12 protein-coding genes are annotated in these 13776 nt (G+C 64.1%); 9 read left to right on the forward strand and 3 right to left on the reverse strand.

The window, feature by feature from the left end:
• Window positions 1-516: a winged helix-turn-helix transcriptional regulator gene (locus BMW89_RS22005; RefSeq protein ID WP_092029102.1), complete on the reverse strand. Its 516-nt coding sequence runs from the start codon at window positions 514-516 to the stop codon at window positions 1-3.
• A 354-nt stretch (window positions 517-870) separates the two neighbouring features.
• A complete protein-coding gene (locus tag BMW89_RS22010; protein ID WP_092029327.1) occupies window positions 871-1878 on the reverse strand; it encodes a polyprenyl synthetase family protein in 1008 nt (335 codons plus the stop codon).
• Between the two features lie 133 nt (window positions 1879-2011).
• Here BMW89_RS22010 and BMW89_RS22015 point away from each other — a divergent pair, with 133 nt between their 5' ends.
• The 6 genes from BMW89_RS22015 to glyS all read left to right on the forward strand — a co-directional run bounded on the left by BMW89_RS22015 (window position 2012) and on the right by glyS (window position 7649).
• Window positions 2012-2239: a putative signal transducing protein gene (locus BMW89_RS22015; RefSeq protein ID WP_008131471.1), complete on the forward strand. Its 228-nt coding sequence runs from the start codon at window positions 2012-2014 to the stop codon at window positions 2237-2239.
• Window positions 2232-2999 carry a tRNA1(Val) (adenine(37)-N6)-methyltransferase gene (locus tag BMW89_RS22020; protein ID WP_092029103.1) on the forward strand — a complete coding sequence of 256 codons (768 nt, stop codon included), beginning with the start codon at window positions 2232-2234 and terminating at the stop codon, window positions 2997-2999. The genes BMW89_RS22015 and BMW89_RS22020 overlap by 8 nt, the downstream gene beginning before the upstream one ends.
• Before the next feature lie 216 nt (window positions 3000-3215).
• On the forward strand, window positions 3216-4124 hold the full coding sequence (locus tag BMW89_RS22025; protein ID WP_092029104.1) for a S49 family peptidase: 909 nt from the start codon (window positions 3216-3218) through the stop codon (window positions 4122-4124).
• A 104-nt stretch (window positions 4125-4228) separates the two neighbouring features.
• Window positions 4229-4420, forward strand: coding sequence for a hypothetical protein (locus BMW89_RS22030; RefSeq protein WP_092029105.1), 192 nt, complete (start codon window positions 4229-4231; stop codon window positions 4418-4420).
• Between the two features lie 194 nt (window positions 4421-4614).
• Window positions 4615-5550: a glycine--tRNA ligase subunit alpha gene (locus tag BMW89_RS22035; RefSeq protein ID WP_092029106.1), complete on the forward strand. Its 936-nt coding sequence runs from the start codon at window positions 4615-4617 to the stop codon at window positions 5548-5550.
• A complete protein-coding gene (glyS, locus tag BMW89_RS22040; protein ID WP_092029107.1) occupies window positions 5550-7649 on the forward strand; it encodes a glycine--tRNA ligase subunit beta in 2100 nt (699 codons plus the stop codon). The genes BMW89_RS22035 and glyS overlap by 1 nt, the downstream gene beginning before the upstream one ends.
• 275 nt (window positions 7650-7924) lie before the next feature.
• On the opposite strand, the gene BMW89_RS22045 is transcribed toward glyS, so the two are convergent.
• Window positions 7925-8278 carry a DUF1236 domain-containing protein gene (locus BMW89_RS22045; protein WP_092029108.1) on the reverse strand — a complete coding sequence of 118 codons (354 nt, stop codon included), beginning with the start codon at window positions 8276-8278 and terminating at the stop codon, window positions 7925-7927.
• Window positions 8279-8499: 221 nt separating this feature from the next.
• On the opposite strand from BMW89_RS22045, the gene BMW89_RS22050 reads away from it, so the two are divergent.
• The 3 genes from BMW89_RS22050 (at window position 8500) to BMW89_RS22065 (ending at window position 13667) form a co-directional block, all read left to right on the forward strand.
• The gene (locus BMW89_RS22050) at window positions 8500-8655 is read left to right on the forward strand and encodes a DUF3096 domain-containing protein (RefSeq protein WP_007594951.1); all 156 of its coding nucleotides are present in this window, start codon (window positions 8500-8502) and stop codon (window positions 8653-8655) included.
• A gap of 96 nt (window positions 8656-8751) precedes the next feature.
• Window positions 8752-11688, forward strand: a complete 2937-nt coding sequence (ppdK, locus tag BMW89_RS22055; protein ID WP_177196236.1) for a pyruvate, phosphate dikinase — start codon at window positions 8752-8754, stop codon at window positions 11686-11688.
• Between the two features lie 512 nt (window positions 11689-12200).
• Window positions 12201-13667 (forward strand): cell wall hydrolase, encoded by a 1467-nt coding sequence (locus BMW89_RS22065; protein ID WP_177196237.1) that lies wholly within the window; start codon window positions 12201-12203, stop codon window positions 13665-13667.
• Window positions 13668-13776: the final 109 nt, after the last annotated feature.

Consider the following 13776-nt stretch of genomic DNA (forward strand, 5'->3'; position numbering starts at 1 on the left):
TCAGTCTCCCACCGGCGCAACGGCCGGGTTCATGGCCTTGAGCGAGGTGAGCCGCCGCCGCATCAATCGGCTGGCGCCGGGACCCGCGACGATGACCGCATTGGCAAGCGTGATCGGACGCATGTCGGTGGCATCCACCACGATCGGATCGAACGGACGACGATCGTCCCGGTTTGCCAGCAGGATGGCTTCGCCCTTCGGCGCCAGATGCTTGTTGCCCCAGGCGAGCAGCGTTGCGACGACGGGGAAGAAATCCCGCGCCTTGTCGGTCAGCACATATTCGTAACGCGGCGGGCGTTCGTTGTAGCGACGGCGGACGAACATGCCGGTCTTGGTGAGATGGGCAAGCCGCCGCGACAGGATGTTCGGCGCGATGCCGAGATTGCGTTCGAACTCGTCGAACCGCGTGGAGCCCTGAAACGCATCCCGCAGGATCAAAATGCTCCACCACTCGCCGACCGTCTCCACGGCGCGGCCGACCGGGCATTCCAGGATGGAGGCGGATTTGGGCTGCATGGCGGGAAAGTAGGTGAGTAACTTGCAAAATGCAAGTCACCGGGCCGCCTCGTGCCCCGGACGCAGCGCAGCGCCTCTTGGCGGTGCGCTGCAGAGCCGGGGCCCATTTCGCCCATCGTTCGGTGTCGCGTGGGTCCCGGCTCTGCGCAGCAGCGTTTCACGCTGCAGCGCGTCCGGGACACGAGAGGGAGCGGTGTCGTCGCACCTTGCTCAGCTATTGCGAGCGCAGCGAGCCTCGAAGGGCGAAGGCCCGGATGCATCTCGGCCGCGTATCCTTCGAGGCTCGCTGCGCGAGCGCCTCAGGATGACGGGATCAAGAGCGGCGCGGAATCGATGGAAGCTTAAGCCAGTCGCCTAATGCGACCGCGCCAGACAGAACGCCACGACCTGCTCCAGCGCGCTCTTCATCGGTGACGACGGGAACAGCGCCAGCGCGTCGACGGCCATGGCGCCGTAGTGGTGGGCGCGGCTGATTGTGTCTTCGAGCGCACGGTGCTTGTTCATCAACCCGATGGCGTGGTCGAGATCGCTGTCGCCGATCTCGCCGCGCTCGAGCGCCTTGATCCAGAACGCGCGTTCGGTATCGTTGCCGCGGCGGAAGGCGAGCACGACCGGCAGGGTGATCTTGCCCTCGCGAAAGTCGTCGCCGGTGTTCTTGCCGAGTTTTGCGCTCTTGCCGCCATAGTCGAGCACGTCGTCGACCAGCTGGAAGGCGATGCCGAGATTCATGCCGACTGAGCGGCAGGCGGTCTGCTCGGCCTTGGGGCGGTTGGCGATCACAGGGCCGACCTCGCAGGCGGCCGCGAACAGCTCGGCGGTCTTGCCGCGGATCACGGCGAGATATTCGTCCTCGGTGGTCGCGGTGTTCTTGGCGGCGGCAAGCTGCATCACCTCACCCTCGGCGATGGTGGCGGCGGCGGCCGACAGGATGTCGAGCGCGCGGAGCGAACCGACCTCGACCATCATGCGGAAAGCTTGTCCCAGCAGGAAGTCGCCGACCAGCACGCTCGCCTCGTTGCCCCAGAGCATCCGCGCCGACAGTTTTCCGCGGCGCATCTCGCTCTCGTCGACGACGTCGTCGTGCAGGAGCGTGGCGGTGTGCATGAACTCGACGCTGGCAGCTAACTTGATGTGGCCGTCGCCGGTGTAGCCGGCGAGATTGGCCATGGCGAGCGTCAGCATCGGGCGCAGACGCTTGCCGCCGGAGGAGATGAGGTGGTTGGCGACCTCCGGGATCATGGTCACATCAGACCCGGTCCGCGACAGGATCGTGGCGTTGACGCGCTCCATGTCACCGGCGACAAGGGCAACCAGCTGTTCGATCGACGCGCCGGGAGTTTCGAAAGGTACGATGACGGCCACGCCGGTCTCCAATATTTGCCCCGGAGGGGCTATTCTGATGGAAATACAATAGAAACTGGCAGCGGATGCGGCAAGGCCTGCGGAACCATTGATATTTGCCCCTTTAGCCCCCTTCAGGCAGGAGACCTCAGTTTTGCGTGAACTGGTTCGAACCAACGATATGGTGCTGGTGTCGGCGATCGGCGCGCTGCTCGACGGCGCCAACATCCACCATTTGGTGCTGGATCAGAACATGAGCATCATCGAGGGCTCGCTCGGCATTTTGCCGCGGCGGATCCTGGTCCATGAGGACGATGCCCAGGAGGCGCGGGCGCTCCTCACCGAGGCCGGTCTCAGCCACGAACTGCGCGGCGATGATTGAGGCGCTGACAGATATCACCGAGGACGCCTTTCTCGGCGGGCAGTTGCGGCTGAAGCAGAAGCGGAGTGGCCATCGCGCTGGCCATGACGCCATCCTGCTCGCGGCGGCGACGGAGGCGCGGGCAGGCGATCGCGTGGTCGATCTCGGTGCCGGCGTCGGCACCGCCGGGCTGGCGCTCGGCCGGCGCGTCGCCGGTATCGGGCTGAGCCTGGTCGAGATCGATCCGGAACTGGCGGAACTCGCGCGCGCCAATGCGGTGGCCAACGCGATCGCCGCCGAGGTGATGGTGCTCGACGTCGCGGCCGATGCGCAGGCGTTCGCGGTACATGGGCTCGGGCCCGACAGTGTCGACGTTGTGCTGACTAACCCGCCCTTCAACGATCCCGCCCGCCATCGCGGTTCGCCGGACCAGATGCGTCAAAGCGCGCATGTGGCAACGGAGGAGACGCTGCATGCGTGGGTGCATACAGCGCGGCGCATTCTTCGATCGAATGGCACGCTGACATTGATCTGGCGCGCAGATGGGATCACGGAGGTTTTGGCAGCGCTGTCACGCGGCTTCGGGAGTCTCGCGATCCTGCCGGTTCACGGCGAGGCGGGACGGCCCGCGATCCGCGTGCTGGTGCGCGCCATCAAAGGCGGCCGGGCTCCGACGCGATTGTTGCCGGGGCTCATGCTCAACGATGAGTCACGCGTGCCTAAAAAAGAGGTGACGGATATTCTGGAGGGACGAGCGGTTCTACCCCTGGTGGAACCGTGATGACCTACTGCGGAAGCGATTCCGACTGCTGTTCTTGCGGGGACGTCAAGCGGATCGCCATGAACAGCGCACCGATCAGCAGCATCAGCAGATAGATCTTCATGGCATTTCCTCCGCTGCTTCATTGCAGCTTCCCAACGGGAAAACTGCAAAACACGTTCCAGGCACTTCCAATGACACTCGCGTGATAAGAAATGATTAACCAGAGGTAACGGCATGGCCGAACAATTGAACGATTCCCAGAGTTCCGGCTGGGCCGATAAGCTCATGCGCTATCTGCCGGCGCGCTTCCGCCCCGGTACGGCCGTCGTGCCGGTGGTGCGACTCTCCGGCGTGATCGGTGCGGTGACGCCGCTGCGCCCAGGCATGTCGCTCGCGGGCGTCGCGCGCGTGCTGGAACGGGCGTTTTCATATCGGAACGCCAAGGCGGTGGCGCTGGTGATCAATTCACCCGGCGGCTCGCCGGTGCAGTCGCGCCAGATCTATCTGCGCATCAAGCAGCTCGCGGCAGAGAAGAAGCTGCCGGTGCTCGTGTTCGTCGAGGACGTCGCGGCCTCCGGCGGCTACATGATCGCCTGTGCCGGCGACGAGATCATCTGCGATCCCTCTTCGATCCTCGGCTCGATCGGCGTGGTCGGCGGCAGCTTTGGTTTCCAGGAGGCGATCAAGCGGCTCGGCATCGAGCGGCGCCTCTACACGGCCGGCACGCATAAGGCGATGCTCGATCCGTTCCTGCCCGAGAACCCTGATGATGTCGCCAAGCTGAAGGCGCTTCAGCGCGAGATCCACCAGATCTTCATTGCGCTGGTGAAGGAGAGCCGCGGCGCACGCCTCAAGGGCGCCGACGACACGCTGTTCACGGGCGAATACTGGGCCGGCGAGAGTTCGATCGCGCTGGGGCTCGCCGACAGCATCGGCGATCTCCGCTCAACTCTTCGTGGCCGCTACGGCGAGAAGGTTCTCACCCCCGTGATTGCCCAGCCGACCGGTCTGCTGTCCAGCCTTTTGGGGCGGAAATCGCCCGGCGCGGGGCAGCTTTCGGCCATGGAATCAATGGTCGGCCTGCCGGACGAGCTGATCTCGGCGGTCGAGACGCGGGCGATTTGGGCGAAATTCGGGTTCTAGGCGGAGCCCGCCCGCGCCATTTGGTCCGGGCCGAGCCAATTGCGGCCCGGCCCCGACTGCGCAAGAATGCGCGTGGGGGCTGAGCACTCAACAAGGATCGACAGATGCCGCCGTTCGTCGCATTCGCGGGCGTCCTGGGCGGGCTTGCCGTGGTCCGCTGGGCCTACAAGACCGCTGTCCGGATCAACCAGGAGCTGGAGGAGATGCGCCTCTCGCGCGTCGCCGAGGCCGCCCATATGGGGAATATCCAGACGCTGAAGCGTGATCCGAATACCGGTTCGTACCGGCCGGGTTAGCGACCACACGCGTCATGGCCGGGCTTGTCCCGGCCATCCACGGCTTTGGCGCCCCACGAAGAACGTGGATGCCCGGGACAAGCCCGGGCACGACGGAGGTTGGGTCCTCTCCCAGCCCCCTTTGCCTTGATTCCCACCCCCGCCGTCGATACGGTCCCGCGCGATTCAACCCCCCGCGAGAGCCCGATCTGACGATGGACGCTTCATTGCCCGCCCATATGCGCCCGGAACGCTCGTTCCAGGGTTTTATCCTCGCGCTCCAGACCTTCTGGGCCGAGCAGGGATGCGTCATCCTGCAGCCCTACGACATGGAGATGGGCGCAGGCACCTTCCATCCGGCGACCACGCTGCGCGCGCTCGGGCCAAAACCCTGGAACGCCGCTTATGTGCAGCCCTCGCGCCGGCCCAAGGACGGCCGCTACGGCGAGAACCCGAACCGGATGCAGCACTATTACCAGTTCCAGGTGATCATGAAGCCGTCGCCGCCGAACCTTCAGGAGCTGTATCTGAAGTCGCTCGCTGCGATCGGCATCGACTCGTCAGTGCACGACATCCGCTTCGTCGAGGACGATTGGGAGAGCCCGACGCTGGGCGCCTGGGGTCTCGGCTGGGAGTGCTGGTGCGACGGCATGGAAGTCAGCCAGTTCACCTATTTCCAGCAGGTCGCAGGTGTCGAATGCGCGCCGGTCGCAGGCGAACTCACTTACGGGCTCGAGCGTCTCGCGATGTATGTGCAGGGCGTCGATCGCGTCTACGACCTCAACTTCAACGGCCGCGACGGTGACGCCAAGGTCACCTATGGCGATGTGTTCCTGCAGGCCGAGCGGGAATATTCGAAGCACAATTTCGAAGTCGCCGACACGACGATGCTGTTCGAGCAGTTCAAGATGGCCGAGACGGCGTGCAAGAAATATCTCGATGCAGGATGGAAGGATGGCAAGCGCGAGGCGCATCTGATGGCGCTGCCGGCCTACGACCAGTGCATCAAGGCGAGCCATGTCTTCAACCTGCTCGATGCGCGCGGTGTGATCTCCGTGACCGAGCGGCAGAGCTACATTCTTCGCGTGCGCGAACTTGCAAAAGCCTGCGGCGAGGCCTGGATCCATACTGAAGCGGGCGGAGCGGCTTGATGCCCGATCTTTTGCTTGAACTGTTCTCGGAAGAAATCCCCGCGCGCATGCAGGCCAAGGCGGCCGACGATCTGCGCCGCATGGTCACCGAGAAGCTCGTCGCCGAAGGCCTCGTCTACGAGGGCGCCAAGGCGTTCTCGACCCCGCGCCGCCTCGCGCTCACCGTGCATGGAATCCCTGCGCGTCAGCCCGACCTCAAGACCGAACGCAAAGGCCCCAAGATCGGCGCGCCCGATGCCGCCGTGCAGGGGTTTCTGAAAGCGACAGGCTTGTCGTCGCTGGATGAGGCCAAGATCCAGCGCGACCCGAAGGGCGATTTTTATATCGCGCTGATCGAAAAATCCGGCCGCGACGCAATCGACGTGCTCGCGGAAATCCTGCCCGTGATCATCCGCACCTTCCCCTGGCCGAAATCGATGCGCTGGGGCGCGCGCTCCGGCAAGCCGGGCTCGCTCAGCTGGGTGCGTCCGCTGCACGCAATCACCGCGACGTTTGGGCTCGAGACCGAAGAGCCCGATGTCGTAAAATTCTCGATCGACGGTATCGAGACCGGCCAGACCACCTACGGCCATCGCTTCATGGCGCCGGCTGCGATTTCGGTCCGCCGGTTCGAGGACTACGAAGCAAAGCTGAAGGCTGCCAAGGTCATCCTTGATCCGCAGGCTCGCAAGGATATCATCTTCGCCGACGCCAAGGAGCTGACCTTCGCGCAAGGCTTTGAACTGGTCGAGGATCAGGCGCTGCTGGACGAGGTGTCCGGTCTCGTCGAATGGCCTGTCGTCATGATGGGATCGTTCGAGCAGGAATATCTCGCGATCCCGGAAGAGGTGATCCGCGCCACCATCCGCAACAACCAGAAGTGTTTTGTCGTCAGGGATGCCAAGACCGGCAAACTGACCAACAAGTTCGTCCTCACCGCCAATATCGAGGCGTCCGACGGTGGCAAGACCATCGTCGCCGGTAATGAGCGCGTGATCCGTCCGCGGTTGTCGGATGCGAAGTTCTTCTACGAGACGGACCTGAAGACCAAGCTCGAGGACCGTCTGCCGAAGTTCGAGCAGATCGTCTTCCACGAGAAGCTCGGCACGCAGGCGGCGCGCATCAAGCGCATCGGGCGTCTGGCCGCGGAGATCGCGCCGCTGGTCGGCGCCGATGTCGCCAAGGCGACGCGTGCCGCGCACCTCGCCAAGGCGGACTTGCTGACGGAAGTCGTCGGCGAGTTTCCGGAAGTGCAGGGCCTGATGGGCAAGTACTATGCGCTGGCGCAGGGCGAGGATGCGTCCATCGCGGCTGCGTGCGAAGAGCACTATAAGCCGCAGGGCCCAACCGATCGCGTGCCGACCGATCCGGTCAGTGTGGCGGTCGCACTTGCTGACAAGATCGATACGCTCGTTGGCTTCTGGGCGATCGATGAGAAGCCGACGGGCAGCAAGGACCCATATGCGCTACGTCGTGCGGCGCTCGGTGTGATCAGGTTGATCGCCGAGAACGCGCTGCGTCTTTCGCTCATGAAGGTGGCGGCGTCCGCACTCGCCGGCTTGTCAGCGAAGCCTGCCGACGCCGAAAAGCTTCCGAGCGATCTCCTCGCCTTTTTCGCCGACCGCCTAAAAGTCCAGCTGCGCGAGCAGGGGGCGCGGCACGATCTCGTCGATGCCGTGTTCGCGCTCGGCGGCCAGGACGATCTTCTGATGATCATCCGACGCGTCGAGGCGCTCGGAAAATTCCTCGAGAGCGACGACGGCAAGAATTTGCTCGCCGGCATTAAGCGCGCGAGCAACATCCTTGGCATCGAGGAGAAGAAGGACAAGCGCAGCTTCGACGGTTCACCGGATGCTGCGCTCTACGGCCTCGATGAGGAGAAGGCGCTGGCGAAGGCGATCGGTGAGGTCAAGGCGGAAGCGAGCGCCGCTGTCGCCAAGGAAGACTTTGCCGCTGCGATGAGCGCGATGGCGAAACTGCGTCCGCCGGTCGATGCGTTCTTCGAGAAGGTGCGCGTCAACGACGACGATGCGAAGGTGCGCGAGAACCGGCTAAAACTGCTCAACGAAATCCGCAGCGCCACGCGTGCGGTGGCGGATTTCTCGAAGATCCAGGATTGAGGCGCGGTACCTGACGCTCTCGTGCCCCGGACGCAGCGCAGTGCTTCTTCAGCGGTGCGCTGCAGAGCCGGGGCCCATGCCGCCGCAAAAAAGATTCTGGGTCCCGGCTCTGCGTCGCACCGCTACGCGCTGCGCCGCGTCCGGGACACGAGAGTGTGCACAAATGCGCGCAAAAAAGCCCCGCCCGGCGGGGGGACGACCGGACGGGGCCTGATGTCCGACTACGCGATGCGCGTCAGCCTGATTTGACGCGCCGGACATCGAGTTGAACTCAACTAGTCCATCACCTCGACGATGCGCCGCGAGCGCGGCTCGACCAGCACGGTCTCGCCGTTCACTACCGTGTAGCGATAGGTGGTGGCGCCGAAACGTTGCGGCACGTCGTAATAGGTGACCCCGGTTTCGGGTAAGGTGGCACCGACCACGACACGATCAGGGATACGGAAGGCCGGCACACGTTGTTCGACGACATAGTCGCGGAAGGCCGGCCGCTGTTCGACCGTAATCGTCGGGCCGCTGTCGACCACGACAGGCGCGCGTCCCACCGTGATACCTGTTTGCGCCTGTGCCGCGATCGGCGCACCGAGCGCGACGCCAAGCGCAGCGAGAGCGAGAATCCTGTTCCGCATGGGCTACTCCTTCAACATGATTTCAGCCGGCGCCAGTGGCGCGACCGGTTGCCAATGCTGTGACGCGCGCGATGTTCCGGAAATGCCCTGCCGCATTCGCGGCATTTTCGGGCAGATTTCGCGAAGCCGGGAACCCGCTCGCGTCTTGCGCGTCTCTACCCGCGGAACCTGGTCCGGTATGATCCGGCCGCGATTCGCCTTAACGTACGGAAAGACCATCCATGCACATCACCGTCGCCCACATCTCGCCGATCCTGTCGCTGCTTGCGGGCGTGCTCATTCTGATCATGCCCCGGCTGCTCAACCTGATCGTTGCGATCTTTCTCATCATAAATGGTGCGATCGGGCTCGGATTATTGAAGTGGCTCCATCTCTAGGCCTTCATTCTCCGGAACTCTTCGACTTGCGCGGGCCTGCCCAAAGTGGTGTAAGGCGCGCGAACTCCCGTTCCTCTCGCAGGTTGTGTGCAAGCTATGGCCAAAGCCGCCTCGAAGCCTAAGAAAATTCTAGCGAAATCAAAGTCTTCCGCCGCCGCGAAAGCCGCGCCGGCAGCCCGCAAGGCGCTGGCCAAGAGCGCGCCGAAGCCGGTCGCAAAGGCTGCCGCCAAGGCTGTCGCAAAGGCTCCTGCCAAGCCGGCTGTGAAGCCCGCAGCCAAGGCTGCTGCAAAGGCTGTGACCAAGCCGGTTGCGCCGAAGGTCGCACCGAAGAAGGCCGCGCCAGCCGCCGCCAAGGCCGGCAAATGGGTGTTCACATTCGGTGACGGCAAGGCCGAGGGCAAAGCCGAGATGCGCGACCTGCTCGGCGGCAAGGGCGCGAACCTCGCCGAGATGGCCAATCTTGGCCTGCCGGTTCCTCCCGGCTTCACCATCCCGACCTCGGTCTGCACCTATTTCTACGCACACGACAAGTCCTACCCGAAGGAATTGCAGTCGCAGGTTGAGAAGTCGCTCAACTATGTCGGCAAGTTGACCGGCAAGATCTTCGGCGATGGCAAGAACCCGCTGCTCGTCTCGGTGCGTTCCGGCGGCCGCGCCTCGATGCCGGGCATGATGGACACCGTGCTCAACCTCGGCCTCAACGACGAGACCGTGGAAGCGCTGTCGGAGCTCTCCGGCGACCGTCGCTTCGCCTATGACAGCTATCGCCGTTTCATCACCATGTATTCCGACGTGGTGCTCGGCTTCGAACATCACCACTTCGAGGAAATCCTCGACACCTTCAAGGACGGCCAGGGCTATACGCTCGACACCGACCTCACCGCCGATGACTGGGTCCAGCTGGTCGGCAAGTACAAGGACGCAGTCGCCCGCGAGACCGGCAAGGACTTTCCGCAGGATCCGCATGACCAGCTCTGGGGCGCGATCGGTGCGGTGTTCTCATCCTGGATGAACGCGCGCGCGGTGACCTACCGCAGGCTGCACGATATCCCGGAGTCCTGGGGCACCGCGGTCAACGTGCAGGCCATGGTGTTCGGCAACATGGGCGAGACGTCGGCGACCGGCGTTGCCTTCACCCGCAATCCCTCGACCGGCGAGAGCAAGCTCTACGGCGAGTTCCTGATCAACGCGCAGGGCGAGGACGTGGTGGCGGGCATCCGCACGCCGCAGGATATCACCGAGGAAGCGCGCAAGGAATCCGGCTCCGACAAAGCGTCGATGGAAGCGGCGATGCCCGAGGCCTTCAAGGAACTGACGCGGATCTACACGCTGCTCGAGAAGCACTACCGCGACATGCAGGACATGGAGTTCACGGTCGAGCAGGGCAAGCTGTGGATGCTCCAGACCCGCGGCGGCAAGCGTACCGCGAAAGCGGCGCTGCGCATCGCGGTCGAGCTCGCCAATGAAGGCCTGATCACCAAGAAAGAAGCGGTGATGCGGATCGATCCGGCCTCGCTCGACCAGCTGCTGCATCCGACCATCGATCCCGACGCCAAGCGCGACGTGATCGCGACTGGCCTGCCTGCATCGCCTGGAGCTGCCTCCGGTGAGATCGTGTTCTCCTCGGACGAAGCAACCAAGCTCCAGGCCGACGGGCGCAAGGTGATTCTGGTCCGCATCGAGACCAGCCCGGAAGACATCCACGGCATGCACGCCGCCGAAGGCATCTTGACCACCCGCGGCGGCATGACCTCGCATGCTGCGGTGGTCGCACGCGGCATGGGCAAGCCCTGCGTCTCCGGCTGCGGCACCATCCGCGTCGACTATGGCCGCGGCACCATGAGCATCGGTTCGCGCACCTACAAGACCGGGGACGTCATCACCATCGACGGTTCGCTCGGCCAGGTGCTCGCCGGCCGCATGCCGATGATCGAGCCGGAGCTCTCCGGCGAGTTCAACACGCTAATGAAATGGGCCGACCAGGTCCGCAAGCTCGGCGTGCGCGTCAACGGCGATACGCCGGAGGACGCGCGCACCGCGATCAAGTTCGGCGCCGAAGGCATCGGCCTCTGCCGCACCGAGCACATGTTCTTCGAGGAGACGCGCATCCGCACGGTGCGCGAAATGATCCTCTCCGAGGACGAGCAGTCGCGCCGCGCTGCGCTCGCAAAGCTGCTGCCGATGCAGCGCGCCGACTTCGTCGAGCTGTTCGAGATCATGCAGGGCCTGCCGGTCACGATCCGTCTGCTCGATCCGCCGCTGCACGAGTTCCTGCCGCACACCCATGCCGAGGTCGAGGAAGTGGCGCGTGCCATGAACACCGACCCCAGGCGTCTCGCCGACCGCGCGCGCGAGCTGTCGGAGTTCAATCCAATGCTCGGCTTCCGCGGCTGCCGTATTGCGATCGCCTATCCCGAAATCGCCGAGATGCAGGCGCGCGCGATCTTCGAAGCCGCGGTTGAGGCCGAGAAGCGCACCGGCAAGGCCGTCGGCCTCGAGGTGATGGTGCCGCTGATCGCGACCAAGATGGAGCTCGACCTCGTCAAGGCGCGGATCGATTCGACCGCGAAAGCGGTGATGCGCGACACCAACACCAAGCTGACCTATCAGGTCGGCACCATGATCGAGCTGCCGCGCGCTTGCCTGCTTGCGGCCGAGATCGCGGAGAGCGCCGAGTTCTTCTCGTTCGGCACCAACGATCTGACACAGACCACCTACGGCATCAGCCGCGACGATGCGGCAAGCTTCCTCGGTCCCTACGTCTCGAAGGGCATCTTGTCGGTCGATCCGTTCGTTGCGCTCGACCAGGTCGGCGTCGGCGAGCTCGTCAAGATCGGCGTCGCGCGCGGCCGCAAGACGCGCCCGAAGCTCAAGATGGGCATCTGCGGCGAGCACGGTGGCGATCCCGCCTCCGTCGCCTTCTGCCACGACATCGGCCTCGACTATGTCTCGTGTTCGCCCTACCGCGTGCCGATCGCGCGACTTGCCGCCGCGCAAGCCGCGCTGGGCAAGGCGGTCGCGAGCCAGGCGTAGCTAGAAGAGTTGAAACGTTCAAATCGAAGAGGCGGGGCAAAACCCCGCCTCTTTCATTTTGCGCACCGCTCTCTCCCCACCGTCATTGCGAGCGCTGGCCATCACACTCTCGCTGTCATCGTCCGGCTTGACCGGGCGATCCAGTACTCCGAGGAAGCGGTGATGGAAGCGAGAAGCTGCGGCGTACTGGATGCCCCGCTTTCGCGGGGCATGACACCGTCGATGTGGATGTGTTGCGCAATCAAACGGAACCTCACGCGTCCCGTAGTGATACGCACGCGCAAGAGTTCCTTCACCATTCGCGTTGACCAGATGTTTACCGTTTCACGTCAGCGGGCATTTACCACGCACGCAATCGCTCCGTGAAAACACCTGCAATCGCTTGAGTGTGCCGCGCGCGCAACGCCAATTAACGCCCCGGAAACCTAAATTAGATACCCACGATAAAGATCAAATTGCACGGAAGTACTGCGGTTTGATTTTTCGAGCGTAAGTGTAGCGTGAGCGTGTTGATGTCAGTGTTGCGTAACCATCCGAAGGGCGCGCGGTTCGCGTCCTTCGGCATCGGTCTCTGCATCTTCGCATTGATGCCGAGAGAGACCGGCTATCAGGACATTGCCTCTTTGCTGGCCCGTCAGCCCGGCGTCGCCGAGCGTTGGCAGAAGCAGGTTTATTCCGCAGCGTCCTCGATCCAGCTCGCCACCTACAGCTTTTCCCGCCCCATCGGTACCTCGATTCCGCAGAGCGCGATGGTTCGCCTCGCAAGCCTCGATGGTCGCGACGTCACCGGCGCAATCGGCCGCAATCCGGCGCTGCAGGCGCCGCCGCGCTACCAGGCCGCCGATTTTCCCAAGGTCGATCGTTCCATGAAGGGTGATCGCCTCGCAACGATCACACCGACGCAGGCTCCCGAAGCGAGCGCACCAGCTGCCGTGCCGGCGCTGGAAGATCCCGCAACGTCCAACAGCTCGGTGTTCGGCGCCAAGACCGCCGCGTTGCCACAGGTGATGTCGCAAGCAATGTCGCCTGAGTCCGCAGCCGCGCTCGATCCCGAGCTTGCGGAAGCACTGCGCGCTCCGCCGTTGCCGCAATACACCAACGCGCCACAAGCCAGTGACGCCGCGCGCGCGTTCGCAGTCCAGCCGCTCGACGCGCTGAAGCAGGCCACCATTCCGGCGGCACAGCCGCGCGATCCCTTCCGCGTGAAAACCTCGAATCTTTTTTTCGGCAGTTCCTCGCTCGGCGGAAATCTCGAGAGCATCGAGAGCTGGCAGCCCGGCGCCGAGCCGCTGATCGTGATGCCCGACCCCGATATGAAGGTGACGGCCTCGCTGACGCCGCCCACGGCTGATATTGCGAAAGACATCGAGAGCGGTGAGAGCGTCGCGCCGAAAGGCGAGGTCAACGCCGATAACCAGCGCGCCAAATCGCCGGCGGAGCGGCTGGCACTCGACGACAAGTCGCGCGCGAAGTCGGAGAAGTGTCTGGCCGAAGCCGTCTACTTCGAATCCCGGGGCGAGGCCGTGCGCGGCCAGATGGCGGTCGCGCAGGTCGTGATGAACCGCGTGTTCTCCGGCAAATATCCCGACACCGTGTGCGGCGCGGTCTATCAGAACAAGCACCGCCATCTCGCCTGCCAGTTCACCTTTGCCTGCGACAACAATCCCGACGTGATCCGCGAGCCCGAGATGTGGGAGCGCGCCAAGAAGATATCGAAGGCGATGCTCGACGGCCAGATCTGGCTGCCCGAAGTCGGCAAGTCCACGCACTACCACGCCTATTGGGTGCGCCCGTCCTGGGTCGCCGAGATGAAGAAGATGTACAAGTTCGGCGTGCACACCTTCTACCGGCCGCGCGCCTGGGGCGACGGCAGCGAGGAACCGAGCTGGGGCACCCCTGCGCAGACGGCAGCACTTTCTGCCGAGCTTACGCAGGAAGCCAAGAGCTCCGCCGAGATGGGCGTGGTCGAGCGAAGGTAGTCTTTCTTACCTCACCCCGCTTGCGGGGAGAGGTCGGATTGCATCGAAGATGCAATCCGGGTGAGGGGGTACAGGCCTCTCGACAGTCGCATATGTGGAGAGAGGCCCC

Source organism: Bradyrhizobium sp. OK095, assembly GCF_900109945.1.
GTDB lineage: Bacteria > Pseudomonadota > Alphaproteobacteria > Rhizobiales > Xanthobacteraceae > Bradyrhizobium.